Genomic DNA, 17,902 nt, shown 5'->3' with positions numbered 1-17,902 from the left:
ATCCGCTAATGGATCGTTACGAAGCACGAAGGTGCGATCGGGAGAACCGGGGCGCCTTGCGCAAAGGGGCGTAATTCTTGGTTTTTTCTGTTCGTCACTCCCGTCTGCTCCTGGCGTCCGCCGGGCTAGCGCTTGCTGCCGGACAGGTGCACGCGCAGTTGCAAAATCCCGGTTCGGCACCCGCGCAAGGGCCTGACGCACCGCGGACGACTCCGGCGGACGCCGCCGCCGATCCACAGGCGAACGCCCCGATCGTTCCCGATGCCGAGTTCGACCAGGCGCTGCCGCCGCTTTCCGGCGACATAAACGCCCCGCTGGAACCCATGAAGACCGATGGTCCAGACGCCGCCGCCATTTCGGAGCCGGTGCAGCAGGCCGCGCAGCAGCCGATCGTCTCCGGCACGTTGCCGCCCGCGCCGCCGGTCGACCCGCAGCTCGCGCAGCCGCTGGAACCCTTGTCGGCCTTCAACTCCGCGCCGTTGCAAAGCGTCGCGGCGGCGGACGGGGACGACGCGCCGGACATCCGCTACGCCAGCGAAGTGCGCGGGCTGGATCCGTTGGGGCTGACCGACGAGTTCAACTCGCTGTCCGCGCTGCGCGATGGCAAGGGCAAGGCCGACAATGCCACGCAGGTCGCGGCACGCGGGCGAGAGGACGAGCAACTGGCGGTGCGACTGATGAAGTCGCTCGGCTATTACGACGGTACCGCCGTCTCCACGATCGAGAACGTGACGGGCGAGAAGCAGCAGCTGAAGGCGATCGTCAGCGCGACGCCCGGTCAGCAATACAAGCTTGGCACGATCACCGTACAGACCCAGCCGACGACCCCGCCCGATCTCGTCCGCAACGAACTGCCGCTCCGTACCGGCGACCCGATCGAGGCGGCGCGCGTGCAGGGCGCGGAGGCGAACGTCAGCCTGAAACTTCCGCAGCAGGGCTATCCGTTTGTCAAGGTTGGGGAGCGCGACATCCTCCTCGACGAACAGACCGCGCGCGGCGACTATACGCTGCCCGTCGACACCGGTCCGCGTTCGTCGTTCGGCGCGCTGCGCACCGAAGGCGATCCGGTGTTCGACCTGAAGCATCTTAATGTCTTCCCGCGCTTCGATCAGGGGCAGTTGTACGACAATCGCAAGGCGGACGACCTGCGTGAGGCGCTGGTCGCGACCGGCCTGTTCAACGGCGTGGGCGTGCAACCGGTTCGTACCGGCACGATTTTGCCCGACGGCACCGAGCAGGTCGACCTGATGGTCCGCCAGACGCGCGGCCCGGCCAAGAGTCTGGCCGGCGGCCTCGGCTTCCAGACCGGGCAGGGCGTGACGGCCGAGGGTACCTTCACCAACCGCAACCGCTTCCCGCCCGAGGGCGCGCTGATCCTGGGCGGCATCGCGGGGACGCAGCAACAGGGGTTGTCGGCGACTTTCCGCCGCCAGAACGCCGGCAAGCGCGATCGCACCGTAACGCTGGTCGCCAGCGCACTGCGCGCCAATTACGACGCGTTCGATGCGTTCACCGGGACGCTGTCGGGCCGGATCTCCTATGATTCCACCCCGATCTGGCAGAAGCGTTTTACCTACGCCTACGGCTTCGAACTGGTCGGCACGAACGAGAGCGTGTACGATTTCGCCACCAACGACCGGACGCGCCGCACCTATGGCGTGCTGGCCTTGCCGGGTCAGGTGTTGTTCGACAGCTCCGACGACTTGCTGAACCCGACCCGCGGGTACCGTCTGAAGCTGAGCCTCAGCCCGGAAACGTCGGTCCAGGGGTCGGTTCGCCCGTATGGACGAAGCCTGGTGGAGGCGACTGGTTACTATCCGATCTCGGACAAGCTGGTCATCGCCGGGCGAGCGCGCGCGGGCAGCATCTTCGGGATCGCGCGTGACGATATCGCGCCGTCGCGGCGCTATTACGGCGGTGGCGGCGGATCGGTGCGCGGTTATGGCTTCCAGCGGCTCGGGCCGTTGGAGCCGGCGTCGTCGCTGGTGCCGGGGCAGGAGGATCGCGACGAACTGCGCGATTTGCGGCCGATCGGCGGACGCAGCATCAACGAATTCTCGATCGAGGCGCGCTACCGCTTCGGCAATTTCGGGATCGTGCCCTTCATCGACGCCGGCAACGCGTATGAAAGCACCCTGCCGACCGCGAGCGACCTGCGTTTCGGCGCGGGCATCGGCGGGCGTTTCTACACCAATTTCGGGCCGATGCGCGTCGACGTGGCGACGCCGCTCAATCCGCGTGAGGGCGATGCGAAGGTCGCACTCTACATTTCGATCGGGCAGGCGTTCTGATGACTGACGACACGCTGGCGCCCGACGAGGGAATGGTGAGCCGCCGCCCGTTGTGGCAGCGCGTTCTGAAGTGGATCGGCGTCGCGATCCTGTCGCTGCTGGTGCTGGTCGCCGTGATCGTGCTGGGGATCAACACCGATCCCGGGCGACGCTTCGTTGCCGACCAGATCGGAGGCTATACCACCGCTTCCGGGCTGAACATCAAGGTCGGCCGTATCGACGGGTCGCTGTACGGCCGGATGCGGCTCAGCGACGTGCGGGTCAGCGATCCCAAGGGCGTGTTCCTCACCTCGCCGCGGCTCGATGTCGACTGGCGTCCGTTCGCGTTCATCGACAATCACGTCGACGTGCGCAGCGTCGGCAGCCAGCTCATCACCCTGCGGCGCAATCCCGAGCTGAAGCCCTCGACCGAGCCGACCGACCCGAACGCGCCGTTGCTGCCGGACCTCGACATCGACATCTACCGCTTGCAGGTGGCGCGCTTCGTCATGGAGCCTGCGGTGTCGGGCGCGCGGCATGTCGCGCGCTTCGACGGGCAGGCGCATATCGCCGATCGGCGCGCTCAATTGCTGGTCGACGCCGTTGCGCTGCGCGCGCCGGGTGTCGTCGGGGGGGACGTCGCCCGCGTGAAGCTGGATGCGGTGCCCGACGACAACAAGCTCGACGTCGACGTGCGGCTCAACGCGCCGGCCGGGGGCGTGGTCGCGCAACTTGCCGGATTGAAGGCGCCGCTGACAGCCACCATCAACGGCCGCGGCAGCTGGGCCGCGTGGCAGGGGCGCGCGATCGCGACGCTGGGCGGAGGAGAACTGGCGAACCTGTCGCTGAACGCCCGCGACGGGCATTTCAAGGTGCGCGGGCCGACGCGACCCGGCCTGTACCTCGAAGGACCGGTCGAACGCCTGACCGCCCCGGCCTTGCAGGTGGCCGCCGACGTGACGCTGGGCGAACGCCGCGCCGATACGCGTATCAAGCTGACGTCGGACGCGCTTGCCGTCGATGCGGGCGGGATGCTGGACCTGAAGAACAGTCGATTCGGCAATTTCGCGGTCGACGCGCGTCTTCTTACGCCGGGTGTGATCGCGCCCAATCTTCGTGGCCGCGACGTCAATGCGCGTGTCGTGCTGAACGGCGCGTTCGCCACGCCGACCGTCGATTACAAGGTGCGTGCAGCCTCGCTGGGTTTCGGCGAGATGAGCGTCGAAAATCTTTACGCCGAAGGTCTCGCGCGCGTCGACAGCGACCGTATTCTGGTGCCGGTTCATGCGCGCGCGCGCCGCGTCGCCGGGCTCAATCCGGCGCTGGGTGGCCTCACCACCAACGCGCGGATCGACGGTGATATCGCGGTGCAGATGCCCAATATCCTGTCGGACAATCTGCGCATCCGTTCGGACACGATCGACGCGACCGCGATCATCGCGGCCAACATGCAGACCGGCCGCTACACCGGCGGGCTGCAGGGGCGCGTGAACAACTTCCGCGTCGACAGCGTCGGCATCCTGAACATCCAGACCGATGCCAAACTGGTGCCCGGCGCCCGCGGAGGCTTCGGGGTCACCGGTCGGGTCGCGGTACAGACCAGGCAGCTGTTCAACGAAGGTGTCCGCACCTTCCTGGGTGGCAATGCGGTGCTCAGTACGCGCTTTGGTTACTCGCCCGAGGGCGTCGTCACCTTCCAGAGCCTGAAGATGAACGCGCCGCAATTCCGCATTACCCGCGGTCGGGGCCAGTTCAATCCGGCCAGCGGCGCATTGCTGGTCGATGCCGACGCCTTCTCGACCCAATATGGCCCGCTGTTCGCGCGCGTCACCGGCTCCGCCACCGCGCCCGTCGTGCGACTGCGCGCGCCGCGTCCGGGCGTCGGGATCGGGCTGGCGAACCTCGATGCACGGGTGGTCGGCCGCGGCGGCACCTATCAGGTGAACGCCAGCGGCGGCACCAATTACGGGCCGTTCACCGCCGACGTCCGCGTCACGCCGGGCGCGCAGCTGGCGGTCGATATCCGCCGCGTCCTGTTCGCGGGCGTCCAGTTCGCCGGCCGTGTCGTGCAGACCGCCGCTGGCCCGTTTGCGGGGCAGGTACGCTTCAACGGGCAGGGACTGAACGGCCTCGCCTCGCTGGGTGCGCAGGGCCGCTACCAGCGTGCCAGCGTGAACGCGCGTGCCGTGTCGGCGAAGATCCCGGGCATGGTCGACTTCACGATCGGTCGCGCGTTGATCGACGCCGACATCGTTCTCTACGACAAGCCGCAGATCGTCGCCGATGCGCAGGTCGCCGACCTCCGCTACGGCGCGACCGTGCTGGAAACCGGGCGCGTGAAGGTCGATTATCGCGGCGGCTCCGGCACGGCCAAGGCGCTGTTCACCGGATCGAACGGCGTGCCGTTCCGCGTCGCGGTCAACTCGCGCCTGTCGCCCAGCCAGTATCTGGTCGCCTTGCAAGGCGCGGCGAACAACGTCGCTTTCCGTACCGCCGTCCCCGCGCGAATCGTGCCGGAACGCAGCGGTTACCGGCTGGAGCCGGCACGGATCGACTTCGACAAGGGCTCGCTGCGACTGGCCGGCAAATTCGGCGGCGCGGCGACGCAGGCACAGCTGCGGCTCGACAAGCTCGATCTGTCGCTGATCAGCGCGCTGGTGCCCAATCTGGGCGTCGGCGGGCAAGCGACCGGCAGTGTCGATTACGTGCAGGAAGCCGGGCAGGCGTTCCCCCGCGCCGACGCGCGCGTCAACGTCGCCAATTTCACGCGTTCCAGCCTGACCTCCGTGTCCGAGCCGGTCGACATCCTGTTCCAGGGACGGTTGACCAGCGCGGCGGGTGAGGGGCGCGCCCTGATCAAGCGCAATGGCACGCCGGTCGGCCGGATGGTCGCTACGCTGACGCCAGGCGGCAGTGGCAGCTGGGCGACCCGCCTGATGCAAGGACCGCTGTCGGGCGGCATTCGTTACAACGGACCGTCCGCGGTGCTGTTCAGCCTAGCCGGACTGGCCGAACAGCAATTGTCCGGGCCGATCGCGATTGCGGCGGACTTCGGCGGCACCGTCGGTGCGCCGCGCATCAACGGCCTCGTCCGGGCCGACAATTTGACCTACACCAACGAGACCTACGGCACGCGCCTGACCAACATGCGCATCGCGGCGCGCTTCAACAACGACCGGCTCGAATTGTCGCAACTACAGGCCAGGGCCGGGGATGGCACGGTGCAGGCGCAAGGTAACGTCAGCCTGGCCGCGGCGCAGGGCTTCCCGCTCGACGTGCGGGTGGCAATGCGCAATGCGCAGCTGGCGCGCTCCGATGCGCTGGGCGCGACCGCCAGTGGCGACATCCGCATCCAGAACGGCGCGAACGGCGGCCTGATCTCCGGCGACATCCGCGTGCCCAATGCGCGTTACGAGATCATCCGCCAGGGTGCGGCCGAAGTACCGGAGCTGACCGGGGTCCGCCGCAAAAGCGACGTTCGCGTGGCGCGTCCGACCGACCGTCCCGCCGCGCCGCCGGTCGGGCTGTTCAAGCTGGACCTGCGCGTCCGTGCCGAAAACCAGTTGTTCGTGTCGGGCATGGGGCTGGAAAGCGAATGGTCGATGGACCTGCGCGTCGGCGGCACCTCCGCCGCTCCGACGATCGCCGGCGGCCTGGATCTGGTGCGCGGCACCTATTCCTTCGCCGGCAAGAGGTTCGACGTGCAGCGCGGTCAGGTCCGGTTCCGCGGCGGTGCGGCGCTTACCGATCCCGACATCAACATCCTGGCGACCACCAGCAACGACGGGGTGACGTTCAACATCAACATCACCGGAACCGGCCAGCGTCCGCAGATCGCGTTCACCTCTACCCCGGCGCTGCCGCAGGACGAGGTGTTGAGCCGGCTGCTGTTCGGGACCAACCCGGAGAATCTCTCCGCGACCGAGGCGTTGCAGCTGGCGTCCGCGCTGAACTCGCTGCGCGGGTCCGGGGGCGGACTCAACCCGCTCGGCAAGCTGCGCTCGGCGACCGGGTTCGATCGCCTGCGCATTCTGGGCGCGGATGAGGCTTCCGGGCGGGGATCGGCATTGGCGGCAGGCAAGTACCTGACGGACGACATCTATATAGAGATCGTCACCGATGCCCGCGGCTTCACCGCGACGCAGCTGACCATCGCTTTGACCAAGGCGATCAGCATCCTGTCGCAAGCCGGATCGTTCGGCGGATCGAACGTCCAGCTTCGCTACTCGCGCGACTTCTAGGCCGACGCCCTTCTTGCTGGAGCCTCACCCCGGATGCGACTCCGGGGTGGGCCTACCCGCCCCGGTCGCAAGATCATGGGCCAGCGGCTCACGGTCGGATGATCGACCGTTCCTGCAGGTGCGGAGCTGTTTTCGGGTCGGGGGGGCTTGTTATCCGGCCCGCGTTCGGGACGGCGCAAGAGCCGCGCAACGGCGTTTCGCGCGCATGTCCGACGAACGGGAAAGGCGGACCGGGTCTAGCGGCGGGAAGGTCACGCTCGCGACGGTCGGCCGGTCGCCACACTCTGCCTGACGGGCCGGGCGGCGGATCGCGCCTCGACGTATCGCCGTTCAAGACCTCTACGCGCCGCGCGCGCTATGTGGGGCCGAATGGCTTGTCGTGAGATGATGCGCTGCTGATGGCGGCGGACAAAAGCCCCGTCATCTTGCCGCAGCGGCGGGCGTGAACGAAGGGCGGTCCGGCGGCGGAAATCGTCCCAAAGCTGGACGGCTCCGCAGCCGGACCATCCCGGCGATTACCAGGGCTTAACGACCAGCCCGTGGATCATAGCGATGACAAATGCGAACATGACCAACTCCCTCTTTTTTTTGACGACCCTTATGGGTGACTTCGTCTTAATGGATTGTTAGGCATGGCTCAATGTCGTTAACTATCTATTCACCATTGGCCTTGAGGACTTAAGTCATTCTTCAAGAGTGCGTTCTACGACCGCAACGGATATGGCCAGTTTGCATCATCTTGCCCCGCCGCTGCGTGTCGCGGACCGCTTCGTGATCGGTGCGGCGGGTGAAGCCGGGCGGTGGCGCGTCTGCGTGCTGATCCGGTGGCGCAACCACAACGCCATGCGTCGGACGATCGGCGTCGCGGGCACCCGCAACATCATGTCGCAACTTGTGGATCGACTTGCCGCGCTGATGCCGCAGGCCGCGGTCGAGGCACCCGGGCGGGACATGCTGGAGGTGCAGTTCGTCGGCGACCGGCGCGATGCGCTGGCGGAGGTGATGGCGGCAAGTCGTCGCAGCTGCGCGTCACCGGCGATGATCGATGGCGACCCTCATGAGCTTGATCTCGTCTTCGGAGGGGCGATCGGCAAGGCGGACGGCGACGTGGCCCTGTTGATCGAGGAAGCGGAAGCCGACCTGGCGGACGCCTTGTCGGGGCCGCTGCTGGTGCCGCGCCATCATATCCGGTCCGATGCTGGCGACGACGCGATCGCCGACGCCGTCGATCGCGGGGTCGAACGGGGCGAGATGGTGTTGCATTACCAGCCCAAGGTGCACGTTCGCCGACAGGCGATCGAATGTATCGAGGCGCTGGTCCGCTGGCAGCATCCGGAACGCGGCATGGTGCCGCCGACCGAGTTCATTCCCGCTACCGAACGCGCGCAGCGCATGGAGCGGTTGACCCTATGGACCATCGCCCGCGCGATCGAGGACCAGCGACGATTGCGCACGCTGGGACACGACCTGCGTATCTTCATCAACATTTCCGGCCATCTGCTCGCCGACGCCGGCTTTGCGCGCAGGATCGCGGCCTGCATCGCCGACGCGCCGGATGCGCAACTCGGCTTCGAGGTGACCGAGACGTCGGTGATCCGCGACCCGGAAGGCGCGATCGCGCATCTTCAGCAATTCGACCGGCTTGGCGTCAGCATCTCGATCGACGATTATGGCGCCGGGCTGTCGAGCCTGGCCTATCTGAAACAGCTGCCTGCGCGCGAGCTGAAGATCGACAAATTGTTCATCACCCAGCTCACCAGTTCGAACCGCGATCCGTTGATCGTCCGCTCGACGATCGATCTGGCGCATGCGCTGGACATGGAAGTGGTGGCGGAGGGGGTGGAGACACCGGCCGCGTTTGCGTTGCTGTCGGTGATGGGGTGCGACATGGTGCAGGGCTACCTGATCAGCCCGCCCGTCCCGCTGGATGCCTTGGCGGCGTTCCTGACGGAGGGGCGGCATCGGCTGGCCACCAACGAGACCCGATCGTCCTTCACGCGGCTGGCGGCGACGTGGAAACGCGCATGACGGGGCTGGTGCGGATCGCGCGTGACGCCATCCTCGCCGCTTCGTTCGCGCTGGCCTTGCCCGCCGTGGCGGCACCGACGCCGGATGTGACCGCGATCGAGCAGCGCATGGCCAGCGATCCCGAACAGGCGATCGCACTGGCGCGATCGACGCGGGCGCGGCTGAAGCCGGCGGACGCGCGTGCGGTTCCGGGCGCGACCCTGCTGTGGCTGGAAGGCGAGGCGCAGATGCGCGTCGGCGATCCGTATGGCGCATTGCGGACGCTGGAACAGGCGCATCGGCTGGCCGGCGCCGCTGCCGCCCCGCCGCGATTGCTGGCGGACATCACCCTGTCGCAGGGCAGTGCCCTGACCGATGCAGGCCGGGTCGCCCGTGCGCTGACCACGCTGCAACGGGCGCATGGCATGTTCGTGGCGCTGCACGACGCACGCAGCCGCGCCCGCGCGCTGATCCTGATCGCGCTGCTGTATGTCAGCGGCCACGATTACGAGACGGCATTGCGATATTTCGATCAGGCGCGCGACGTGTATCCGAACGATCCGGGCCTGACGGTGGCGGTCGACAATGGGCGCGGCAACGCGTTGTTGGCGCTGCGCCGCTTCACGGAAGCGCAGCGCGAGTTTCGTACCGCGCTGGCCGCGGCGCAGGCATTGCACAGCGCGCCGATGGTTGCGCAGTCGCTCGGCAATCTGGCGTTGGCGCAGTTGCGCGATGGTGACGTCGCCGACGCCGCGCAAAGTACCGCTCGGGCGCTGCGCGCAGCCGAGCGCCCCGGCGCGGCGCCGATCCGCCCGCAATTGCTTGCGGCGGCAGCGGATGTCGCCCTGAACCAAGGCGATATCGCCCGCGCCCGGCAGTTGCTGGACCAGCGCTTTGCCGGGATCGACCTGACCCGGACCGTATTGTCGGACGGCGACGCGCACGAGATCGCGTATCGCGTGTTCGCCGCCGCGCACGACGCTCCGTCGGCGCTGGCGCATCTCTCCGCGCTGAAGCGGCTCGACGATCAGGCGACCGAGATCGCGCGTTCGACCAGCGCCGCCCTGGCCGGCGCGCGGTTCGATTATGCCAATCAGGAGTTGCGGATCACGCGGCTGAAGGCGGCGGCGTTGTCCCGCACCATCGATTATCAACGCGCCACCGCCCGCACGCAGCGCTGGCTGCTGTACGGCGTGGTCGGCACGACCGTGCTGGTCATCAGCTTGCTGGGCATCGGGCTGGCGCTGATCGGGCGCAGCCGCAACCGGGAACGTAACGCCAATCGCGGTCTGGCGGCCAGCAACGCCCAGCTTGAGAAACTGTCGCGCGCCAAGACCGAGTTCCTGGCCACGACCAGCCATGAGATCCGCACGCCGCTGAACGGCATTCTCGGCATGACACAGGTGATGATCGCGAATCCCGGGCTGGACCGGGTGACCCGCGACCGGCTGGACGTGGTGCGTGCGGCCGGGCTGACGATGCGCGCGCTGGTCGACGACATCCTCGACATGGCCAAGATCGAGACGGGCCGGCTGACGATCGAGGCGGCTCCGTTCGATCTGCGCGCGACGGTGGAGGAAGCCGCGCGGCTGTGGCGCGACCCGGCGCTCGCCAAGGGTTTGCGGTTCGAGGTGGAGCTCGACGATGCGCCGCGATGGATCGTGGGCGACGCCGCGCGATTGCGGCAGGTGGTGTTCAACCTGCTGTCGAATTCGGTGAAGTTCACCGCAGAGGGATCGGTGTCGCTGCTGGTCGCGCACGAGGGCGGGCGCTTGCGGATCGCCGTGGCCGACAGCGGGATCGGCATCGGCACAGAAGCGCAACGGATCATCTTCGAATCGTTCCGGCAGGCGGATGCCGGCACCACCCGGCATTTCGGCGGGACCGGGCTGGGCCTGTCGATCAGCCGCAGCCTGGCGCAGGCGATGGGCGGCGACGTCACGGTGACCAGCCGGGTCGGCACCGGATCATGTTTCACGCTCGACCTGCCGTGCGTTCCAGCAGCGGTGCCAGCCGTCGAAGCCGCGCAGGGCGGCCTCTTGGTGGTGGAGCGCAATCCGATCGTGCGGGCGATGTTCCGCGCGTTGTTCGGCGCGCGCGGCACCGTCGCGTTCAGCGATGCGGCAGAGGCATTGGAGCAGATCGCCCGCATTCGTCCGGATCGGATATTGGTCGATGCCGACACCTTCGGTCGCGCTCCCGATGCACTTGCCGTGCTGGTCGCTGCGGCCCGCGATGCGCCCGTTGCATTGCTGACTGGTGCCCTTGAGGAGCGGGAACGCCGTGAAATGCGTACCACAGGGCTCACAAAGGTTATCGAGAAGCCTGTTTCCAAAAAGGGGTTAGTGGACGCAATAGACGCGATGCCCGTTCGGCCGGTTCAGCACGCCGCTTGACGGGCACTACGTTGCGGTGTCTCGCGCCTTTCGGGATGCCGCGCAGGGAAGGGTCCGGAGATGGCGACGATGACGGCATTGTTCATCGAGGACGACAGGATGAATCGCCGCGTTGTTCGTGACATGCTGCATGTCGCCGGCGCGGAAATGGTGGAGGCGGAAAGTGCGGAGATCGGCCTCGCGCTGATCGATGCCCATGATTTCGACATCGCGCTGGTCGATCTTCGGATGCCGGGCATGGATGGCATGACGGCGATCGGCCACATCCGCGCGCGCACCGATGCAAAGGCGCGGATGCCGATCATCGTCGTGACCGCGGACACCGCGGTCGACCTGCGCGAACGCTGCCTGGCGGGCGGGGCCGACGATGTGATCTTCAAGCCTGTGGCAATGGACGAATTGTTCGATGCGATGGGCCGGTTGCTGGCCAGGGACGGCGACGCCGAACTGCTCTGACGATCAGGCGCCCGGCGGCCGCAGCGCCGCCGCCAGCGACGTGCTGGCACTCCCGCGTTTCGCCGGCTTGGGCTGGTCCGGCGATGGCGACCAGCCGGTCAGGAAGACGATGTCGAACCGTTCGGCGGTGCGCCCGTCCGGTGCGGCGCGCGCGGCGAACGCGGCCGCCGCACGCGCCAGAACGTCACGTCGCAGCGCGTGGCGCGACGCCAGCACGTTACCCGCCGCCATGCCACGCAAGTCGTCGAGCAACCGGCCGAACGAGCCATAGCGAACCGTCAGCGTCTCGACATCGGCGACCGGCAGCGTCAGCCCGGCGCGGACCAGCAGGTCGCCCGCCGAACGCAAGTCGATTTGCGGGTGGAGACGTGCGACCGGGCGATCACCCTCCGCGTCGCGCAACACCGCGCGCAGGGTCGACAGGCTGGTGCCGCCGACGAATGCCCCGAGAAACAGTCCGTCCGGGCGCAGCGTACGGCGGATCAGCGTCAGCGCGCCGGGCAGGTCGCTGACGCTGTCCAGCGTGCCGGCCGCCACCACCAGGTCGAAACTGGCGTCCGCGAACGGCAGGCGATCCTCGTCGCCCTGCACTCCGCCGGCGGCGCGCGCGAAGCCGAACCCCGCGTCGAGCCGCGCGACGCGCGTGCCGGGCGGCGGTACGAACCCGCCATCGAAGCATCCCACATCCAGCACGTCGGCAAAGTCGCGCTTCACCGCGTCCAGCCGGTCGGCGATGCCTTCCAGCATCGCGGAGCGCAGGAAATCGTGCGCGGCGTAATCGGCGACGGCGCGGTCCCGGCGCGCGCGGCGCGCGGTGCGATCGAAGATGTCGGGTGGCTGCATGATCCTGCATCCGCTTGTGCCCGTTCGCACCGCGCGTCACAAGTCCGTGCGTGCTGTCCCGCCTGATCGATCTCGTCCTGCCGCCGCGATGCCCGGGCTGTGGCGGCACTGTGGCCGGGCAGGGGCGTTTCTGCGCCGATTGCTGGTCGGGCCTGCGCTTTCTCGGGCCACCGTGGTGCGCCGCGTGTAACGTGCCCTTCGCGCATGATCGCGGTGCAGAGGCGCGCTGTGTCGTCTGCCTGGCCGATCCGCCCGCGCACGCCGGGGTCCGCGCGGCGGTGGCCTATGGTCCGGTGGCACGCACCGTCGCGCTGCGGCTGAAATATGCGGGCCGCACCGCTTATGCGGATACGGCGGCCCGACTGATGGCGCGTCACGTACCGCCTGACGCGTCCCTGCTGGTGCCGGTGCCGCTTCACCGCCATCGACTGTGGTGGCGCGGCTATAATCAGGCGGCGCTGATCGCGACCGCCTTGTCGCGCCTCTCGGCCGTGCCCGTCGACCTCCGTGCGATGGAGCGGCATCGCGCCACCCCGCCGCTGCGCGACCGATCCCCGCGTGAGCGTCGCGCGACGGTCGCTGGCGCATTCCGGGTGACCGCCGCCGGACGAAGCGTTGTGCGCGGTCGTGCGCTGGTGCTGGTCGACGACGTGTTCACCAGCGGGGCGACGGCGGATGCCTGCGTCCGGATGTTGCTCGACGCGGGCGCGGCATCGGTGACGATTCTGGCATGGGCGCGGGTGATCGTCACCGACGAAGATTGACACCGCAGCGTCGCGATCACACCTAGGTAACATGGCAAAGGTTGAAATCTACACCAAGGCGTTCTGCCCGTATTGCGCCCGCGCAATGAAGCTGTTGTCGTCCAAGGGCGTTGCGGTGGAGGAGACGGATATCGGCATGGACACCTCCCGGCGTGGCGAGATGATCGAGCGCGCGGGCGGGCGCACCACCGTGCCGCAGATCTTCATCGACGGCGCGCACGTCGGCGGGTCGGACGATCTCGCCGCGCTGGAACGCGCAGGGAAGCTCGACGCGATGCTCGGTCGGTGACGTGGCGGCCCTGATCGGGCGGACCGTCCTGTTGCGATGATCGTCTTCGACCTACGCTGCGTGCCGGACGGACATGTCTTCGAATCATGGTTCGCGTCGTCGACGGCTTTCGAGGATCAGAAGGCACGCGGGCTGCTGAGCTGCCCCATCTGTGGGGTGGCGGAAATCGAGAAGGCGCTGATGGCCCCGAACGTTGCGGCGAAGGGCAATCGCGGCGCCGCTCCCGCCCAGGCCAAGGCGTTGCTGGCGATGGTCGCGGAGGCGCAGGCCCGCGCGCTGTCGGGTTCCCGGTGGGTCGGCCGCGACTTCGCCGAGCAGGCGCGGGCGATGCACGCCGGCGATACGGCCACCGCACCGATCCATGGTCAGGCCAGCATGGCGGAGGCGCGCCAACTGGTGGAGGAAGGCGTGTCGATCGCACCGTTGCCATTGCCGATCGCGCCACCCGAAACGGTCAACTGAACGCCGCCGTGCCGGCCCGTCATGCCTGCGGGACGGCTGTACCATTCAGCAGCAGGCTGCCGTCCTCTGCTTCCGCGATCGTCAGCGTCGCATAATCCACCGTCGTCCCGTGGCGCGTTTCCATCCGGGCATGATGGGTGGCGGTAATGACCATCACGTCGGCCCCCGCCGCCTCGGCGGCCGCGATCCCCGCCGGGGCATCTTCCCAAACCAGACAATCCGCGGCCGACACGCCCAGCCGCTCGGCAGCCAGCAGGAAGCAATCGGGAGCGGGCTTGCCGCGCTCGACGTCATCGGCGGTGACCATCACGGCGGGCGGCGTCATCCCCGCGGCACGCAGTCGCACCTCGGCCAGCGAGCGTGGTGCGGAGGTGACGATCGCCCACCGCTCCGGCGGCAGCGCAGCCACGAACGCCGTCGCGCCCGCGATCTCGGCGACATCCGCGACATCGTCGATCTCGGCCTGCAACAGCGCCTCGAACTCCGCCTGCGGATCGACGCCGGGTGGCGCGAAGCGGCGGATCGTCTCGATCGCCCGCACGCCGTGCATCACCGCCATCAACTCGGGGACGTCGATGCCGTGGCGCTCGGCCCAGTTCGTCCATGCGCGGATCGCCGAGGGAATGCTGTTGATGAGCGTCCCGTCCATGTCGAACAGGAAGGCGGCATAGCGACGGGTCATGCGCGGTTCGCCGCGGACAGCACCGCGCGGACGCTGGCGGTGGCGATGTCGCTGTCGATGCCGACGCCCCACACCGTCCGCCCGTCGCCGGTGCGGCATTCGAGATACGCTACCGCCTGCGCGCCCGCGCCATGCCCGATGGCATGTTCGGTGTAATCTGCGACGTCCAGCGCCGGCCCGGTGCTGTCGGCCAGCGCCGCGATCACGCCGGAGATCAGCCCGTTGCCCCGCCCCGACAGCGATCGTTCTTCACCGTCGATCGCCACCCGGCCGACGAACACGCGCTCGCCCGACGCGCCGCTCTCTTCATAGTCGCGAAGGACGAAGCGGTCGCGATCGCCGGGCAGATACGCCTGTTCGAAGGCACCCCAGATGTCGGCGGCGTTCAACTCGCGGCTGCTTTCGTCGGCCAGCGCCTGGACGTGGCGGCTGAAGTCGGCCTGCATCCGCTTGGGCAGCTTCAGCCCCTTGTCCTGCTCAAGCACCCACGCCACGCCGCCCTTGCCGCTCTGCGAATTGACGCGGATGACCGCCTCGTAGCTGCGGCCAAGGTCGGCGGGATCGATCGGCAGGTACGGGACTTCCCAATAATCGTCGTTGCGGGCCGATTGCGCCGCGAACCCCTTCCTGATCGCGTCCTGATGACTGCCCGAAAAGGCGGTGAACACCAGATCGCCGGCATAGGGGGTGCGGGGGTGCACCGGAATGCGCGTGGCATATTCGACGGTCTTTACGATTTCGTCGATGTTCGACAGGTCCAGCCTGGGATCGATGCCCTGCGTGTACATGTTGAGCGCGACCGTCACGAGGTCGCAATTGCCGGTGCGCTCGCCATTGCCGAGCAGGCAGCCCTCGACGCGGTCGGCGCCCGCCATCAACCCCAGTTCCGCCGCCGCCACGCCGGTGCCGCGATCGTTATGGGTGTGCAGGGAGATCACTACCGCGTCCCGGTCGGGAATGTTGCGTCCGAACCATTCGATCTGGTCGGCGTAGACGTTGGGCGTCGCGCACTCGACCGTCGCGGGCAGGTTGAAGATGATCGGCGCGTCGGCGGTGGGGCGCAGCACGTCCATCACCGCCGCACAGACCTCCACGGAGAAGTCCAGTTCGGCCGTCGAGAAGGTTTCCGGCGAATATTCGAACTGCCAGCGCGTGTCCGGGCGCCTGGCCGCTTCGTCGCGCAGCACCTTGGCTCCCTCGATCGCGATGGCCTTCACCTCCTCGCGCGTCATCCCGAACACGATCTTGCGCCACGCCGGGCTTACCGCGTTGTAGAGGTGGACGATCGCCGTCTTCGCACCCTCCAGGCTTTCGAAGCTGCGCACGATCAGGTCGCGGCGCGACTGGGTCAGCACCTGAATCGCGACATCGTCGGGTACGCGGCCTTTGCGCACCAAACCGCTGATGAAGTCGAATTCGGTCGCGCCGGCGCTGGGGAAGCCGACTTCGATCTCCTTCAGCCCGACCTTGACCAGCAAGTCGAAGAAGCGCGTCTTCTTCTCGGCGTCCATCGGATCGATCAGTGCCTGGTTGCCGTCGCGCAGGTCGGTCGACAGCCAGCGCGGCGCAGCGGCGATCGTCCGCGACGGCCAGCGGCGATCGGGCAGGTCGATGGCGGGGAACGGGCGGTATTTGGCGGACGGGTCGCGCAGCATGACGGGCTCTCTTCGGCAGGACCGGTAAGGGAAGATCGGAACAGCCCTTAGGCGCGTCGCGCGTGCGATGCACGCGTCGGCAAGTGCGCGCCTAAGGGCGCGTAAGTCGCAGAAGCAGGGCCGGTTGGCGCGTCATCGGGCCGATTCGTAGCGCGCGGCGCAGCCTTGTGTCCAGCCGCATCGTTAAATTGAGCAAAATGAAACCTTTAGTCGGTCATGTGGGCTGGCAATTCCCGGAGTTTCCATGCTGCAGGTCGTTTACATCAGCTCCGCCGTCGGCATGGCCGACACTGCCCCGATTCTGGCCGCATCCCGCCGCAACAACGCCCGCGACGGTCTGACCGGGCTCCTCTATGCCGATGGTCGGCGATTCCTCCAGGCGCTGGAAGGCGAGGCGACGGCGGTGGAGCAGGCGATGAAGCGGATCGAGGCCGATCCCCGTCATCGTGCAGTCGTGATGCTGTCGTCGCGCGATGTCGCCGTACGCGAGTTCGGCGAGTGGTCGATGGCGGAACGTGTGGCGGGCGACGATGGCGATGCTTTCGTCCGCCACGTGCGGTCGCTGATCGCCGGTGCGGCGCCGGGCGTGCGCGCCACCTTCGACGGCTTCGTCCAGCTACGCCGGGCCGCCTGAGGCGACGGCGCTTGCGAGTATCAAGGATCGCGCCGATACCTCCTTGTCAAAACAGGGGGGACCGGATGCGCAAGGTCATGTTGGTGGTGGTGGCGGTGCTCGCCGCGGGGTCGGCGCAGGCTGCGGAGCAGGGCCAATACGGCGCGGCGCTGCGCCTGATCGTCACGCAGGCGGCGGAGGGGCGCTGCCCTGCGGAGGTGATGGCGGAGCCGCTGCTGTCCGCGTGCCGCGATCAGATGCCCGCGATGAAGCCGGCGCTCGCGGCGCAGGGCACGGTCGAGCGGGTCTCCTTCGTCAGGGCCGAGCAGGAGGGTGACGCGCGGGTGGAAACCTATGCCGTCAATTACGCCGGTGGAAGGGCGATGATCTGGAGCATCGGCAACCGCAAGGACGGCAAATTCACCACCGCCTATACGCTGGGTGACTGACGCGGGTGGCGACACGATCCCGCACGGGCCGATGCCCGGTGCCGGATCGTGTCGCAGCCGGCGGATCAGGCGGTGAAGGCCGCCTGCACGGTCAGCTTCACGGTGTCGGAGACGACCGGGGCGGCATAGCCGAGGCCGAAGTCGCTACGCTTGATCGTGCCGGTGCCGGTGAAGCCCAGATTCGCCTTCTTGCTCATCGGGTTGGTGCCTGCGCCGACGAAGGTGACGTCCAGCGCCACCGGCTTCGTCACGCCCTTGATCGTCAGGTTGCCGTTCAGCGTCGCCCGGGTCGCGCCCCGCGGCGTTACCGAAGTGGAGACGAACCGTGCGGTCGGATTGGCGGCGGCGTCGAAGAACTCACCCGACTTCAGGTGCTTGGCGAACTGCTGCGAGGTGACGGACAGCTCGTCGATCGCGAAGGTCACGTCGACCTTGGTGGCGGCGGGCTTCTTGGGATCGATGGTGATCGACCCGCCCTGCGCCCCGAACTGCCCCTGCAGCATCGAAAAGCCCATGTGGTTGACTTCCCACGTCACCTGCGTGTGTGCGGCATCGACCTGATAGGTGCCGGCGGTAACGCGCGACGCCGCGGGCTGGCCGGGCTGCTGCGGGGTGGTGGCCAGCTGCGCGACTGCGGGAACGGCGAGCGTTGCAGCGATGACGGCGGCGAGGATGGGGCGCATGGTGTTGATCTCCTGTTGTGATCTGCGTTGCACCACAAATCCGCGTCGCTGCGAAGACACTGTGCGCGAAACGGATCATTTCGCGTCCGCGC

General features: G+C 67.9%; 14 protein-coding genes. 10 read left to right on the top strand and 4 right to left on the bottom strand.

The features are described from left to right. Positions 1-77: 77 nt before the first annotated feature. The 5 genes from ASE95_RS04250 to ASE95_RS04230 all read left to right on the top strand — a co-directional run bounded on the left by ASE95_RS04250 (position 78) and on the right by ASE95_RS04230 (position 11,370). The gene (locus tag ASE95_RS04250; RefSeq protein ID WP_056631835.1) at positions 78-2,291 is read left to right on the top strand and encodes an autotransporter assembly complex protein TamA; all 2,214 of its coding nucleotides are present in this window, start codon (positions 78-80) and stop codon (positions 2,289-2,291) included. Further along, a complete protein-coding gene (locus ASE95_RS04245) occupies positions 2,291-6,511 on the top strand; it encodes a translocation/assembly module TamB domain-containing protein (protein WP_056631834.1) in 4,221 nt (1,406 codons plus the stop codon). The genes ASE95_RS04250 and ASE95_RS04245 overlap by 1 nt, the downstream gene beginning before the upstream one ends. 720 nt (positions 6,512-7,231) lie before the next feature. Next, the gene (locus tag ASE95_RS04240) at positions 7,232-8,539 is read left to right on the top strand and encodes an EAL domain-containing protein (protein ID WP_082449523.1); all 1,308 of its coding nucleotides are present in this window, start codon (positions 7,232-7,234) and stop codon (positions 8,537-8,539) included. Continuing rightward, positions 8,536-10,914, top strand: a complete 2,379-nt coding sequence (locus tag ASE95_RS04235) for a sensor histidine kinase (RefSeq protein ID WP_056631831.1) — start codon at positions 8,536-8,538, stop codon at positions 10,912-10,914. The genes ASE95_RS04240 and ASE95_RS04235 overlap by 4 nt, the downstream gene beginning before the upstream one ends. A 69-nt stretch (positions 10,915-10,983) precedes the next feature. Next, positions 10,984-11,370, top strand: coding sequence for a response regulator (locus ASE95_RS04230; protein ID WP_056633178.1), 387 nt, complete (start codon positions 10,984-10,986; stop codon positions 11,368-11,370). Positions 11,371-11,373: 3 nt separating this feature from the next. Here the strand turns inward: ASE95_RS04230 and ASE95_RS04225 are convergent, their stop codons facing one another. Beyond that, on the bottom strand, positions 11,374-12,213 hold the full coding sequence (locus ASE95_RS04225) for a class I SAM-dependent methyltransferase (protein WP_056631827.1): 840 nt from the start codon (positions 12,211-12,213) through the stop codon (positions 11,374-11,376). 50 nt (positions 12,214-12,263) lie between these two features. Between ASE95_RS04225 and ASE95_RS04220 the strand changes: the two genes are divergently transcribed. From ASE95_RS04220 to ASE95_RS04210, 3 genes are read left to right on the top strand one after another with little or no spacing between them, the layout of a single operon-like run. Next, positions 12,264-12,977 (top strand): ComF family protein, encoded by a 714-nt coding sequence (locus tag ASE95_RS04220; RefSeq protein WP_082449521.1) that lies wholly within the window; start codon positions 12,264-12,266, stop codon positions 12,975-12,977. Between the two features lie 31 nt (positions 12,978-13,008). Continuing rightward, positions 13,009-13,266: a glutaredoxin 3 gene (gene grxC, locus ASE95_RS04215; protein WP_056631822.1), complete on the top strand. Its 258-nt coding sequence runs from the start codon at positions 13,009-13,011 to the stop codon at positions 13,264-13,266. Between the two features lie 36 nt (positions 13,267-13,302). Next, complete coding sequence (locus tag ASE95_RS04210; RefSeq protein ID WP_056631818.1) at positions 13,303-13,728, top strand: DUF1178 family protein; 426 nt, start codon at positions 13,303-13,305, stop codon at positions 13,726-13,728. Between the two features lie 19 nt (positions 13,729-13,747). Here the strand turns inward: ASE95_RS04210 and ASE95_RS04205 are convergent, their stop codons facing one another. Together ASE95_RS04205 and leuA are read right to left on the bottom strand one after the other, a co-directional pair. Beyond that, on the bottom strand, positions 13,748-14,410 hold the full coding sequence (locus tag ASE95_RS04205) for an HAD-IA family hydrolase (RefSeq protein WP_056631814.1): 663 nt from the start codon (positions 14,408-14,410) through the stop codon (positions 13,748-13,750). Beyond that, positions 14,407-16,065 (bottom strand): 2-isopropylmalate synthase, encoded by a 1,659-nt coding sequence (leuA, locus tag ASE95_RS04200; protein WP_056631812.1) that lies wholly within the window; start codon positions 16,063-16,065, stop codon positions 14,407-14,409. Before leuA ends, ASE95_RS04205 begins: the two co-directional genes overlap by 4 nt. A 244-nt stretch (positions 16,066-16,309) precedes the next feature. Here leuA and ASE95_RS04195 point away from each other — a divergent pair, with 244 nt between their 5' ends. Further along, complete coding sequence (locus ASE95_RS04195; RefSeq protein ID WP_056631809.1) at positions 16,310-16,699, top strand: BLUF domain-containing protein; 390 nt, start codon at positions 16,310-16,312, stop codon at positions 16,697-16,699. A 65-nt stretch (positions 16,700-16,764) separates the two neighbouring features. Beyond that, positions 16,765-17,127, top strand: a complete 363-nt coding sequence (locus ASE95_RS04190; RefSeq protein WP_056631806.1) for a hypothetical protein — start codon at positions 16,765-16,767, stop codon at positions 17,125-17,127. A 65-nt stretch (positions 17,128-17,192) separates the two neighbouring features. Here the strand turns inward: ASE95_RS04190 and ASE95_RS04185 are convergent, their stop codons facing one another. After that, positions 17,193-17,810 (bottom strand): YceI family protein, encoded by a 618-nt coding sequence (locus tag ASE95_RS04185; protein WP_056631803.1) that lies wholly within the window; start codon positions 17,808-17,810, stop codon positions 17,193-17,195. Positions 17,811-17,902: the final 92 nt, after the last annotated feature.

Source organism: Sphingomonas sp. Leaf231 (assembly GCF_001421995.1).
Classification (GTDB): Bacteria; Pseudomonadota; Alphaproteobacteria; order Sphingomonadales; family Sphingomonadaceae; genus Sphingomonas.
The sequence above is the reverse complement of the archived record's forward strand: the minus strand, read 5'-3'. Positions and strand labels throughout refer to the sequence as shown.

Excerpts from the sequence above, each read along its gene's own strand:
- ASE95_RS04245 (WP_056631834.1), top strand. The coding sequence starts at position 2,291 with ATGACTGACGACACGCTGGCGCCCGACGAGGGAATGGTGAGCCGCCGC.
- ASE95_RS04240 (WP_082449523.1), top strand. The coding sequence starts at position 7,232 with ATGGCCAGTTTGCATCATCTTGCCCCGCCGCTGCGTGTCGCGGACCGC.
- ASE95_RS04235 (WP_056631831.1), top strand. The coding sequence starts at position 8,536 with ATGACGGGGCTGGTGCGGATCGCGCGTGACGCCATCCTCGCCGCTTCG.
- ASE95_RS04230 (WP_056633178.1), top strand. The coding sequence starts at position 10,984 with ATGACGGCATTGTTCATCGAGGACGACAGGATGAATCGCCGCGTTGTT.
- ASE95_RS04225 (WP_056631827.1), bottom strand. The coding sequence starts at position 12,213 with ATGCAGCCACCCGACATCTTCGATCGCACCGCGCGCCGCGCGCGCCGG.
- grxC (WP_056631822.1), top strand. The coding sequence starts at position 13,009 with ATGGCAAAGGTTGAAATCTACACCAAGGCGTTCTGCCCGTATTGCGCC.
- ASE95_RS04210 (WP_056631818.1), top strand. The coding sequence starts at position 13,303 with ATGATCGTCTTCGACCTACGCTGCGTGCCGGACGGACATGTCTTCGAA.
- ASE95_RS04205 (WP_056631814.1), bottom strand. The coding sequence starts at position 14,410 with ATGACCCGTCGCTATGCCGCCTTCCTGTTCGACATGGACGGGACGCTC.
- leuA (WP_056631812.1), bottom strand. The coding sequence starts at position 16,065 with ATGCTGCGCGACCCGTCCGCCAAATACCGCCCGTTCCCCGCCATCGAC.
- ASE95_RS04195 (WP_056631809.1), top strand. The coding sequence starts at position 16,310 with ATGCTGCAGGTCGTTTACATCAGCTCCGCCGTCGGCATGGCCGACACT.
- ASE95_RS04190 (WP_056631806.1), top strand. The coding sequence starts at position 16,765 with ATGCGCAAGGTCATGTTGGTGGTGGTGGCGGTGCTCGCCGCGGGGTCG.
- ASE95_RS04185 (WP_056631803.1), bottom strand. The coding sequence starts at position 17,810 with ATGCGCCCCATCCTCGCCGCCGTCATCGCTGCAACGCTCGCCGTTCCC.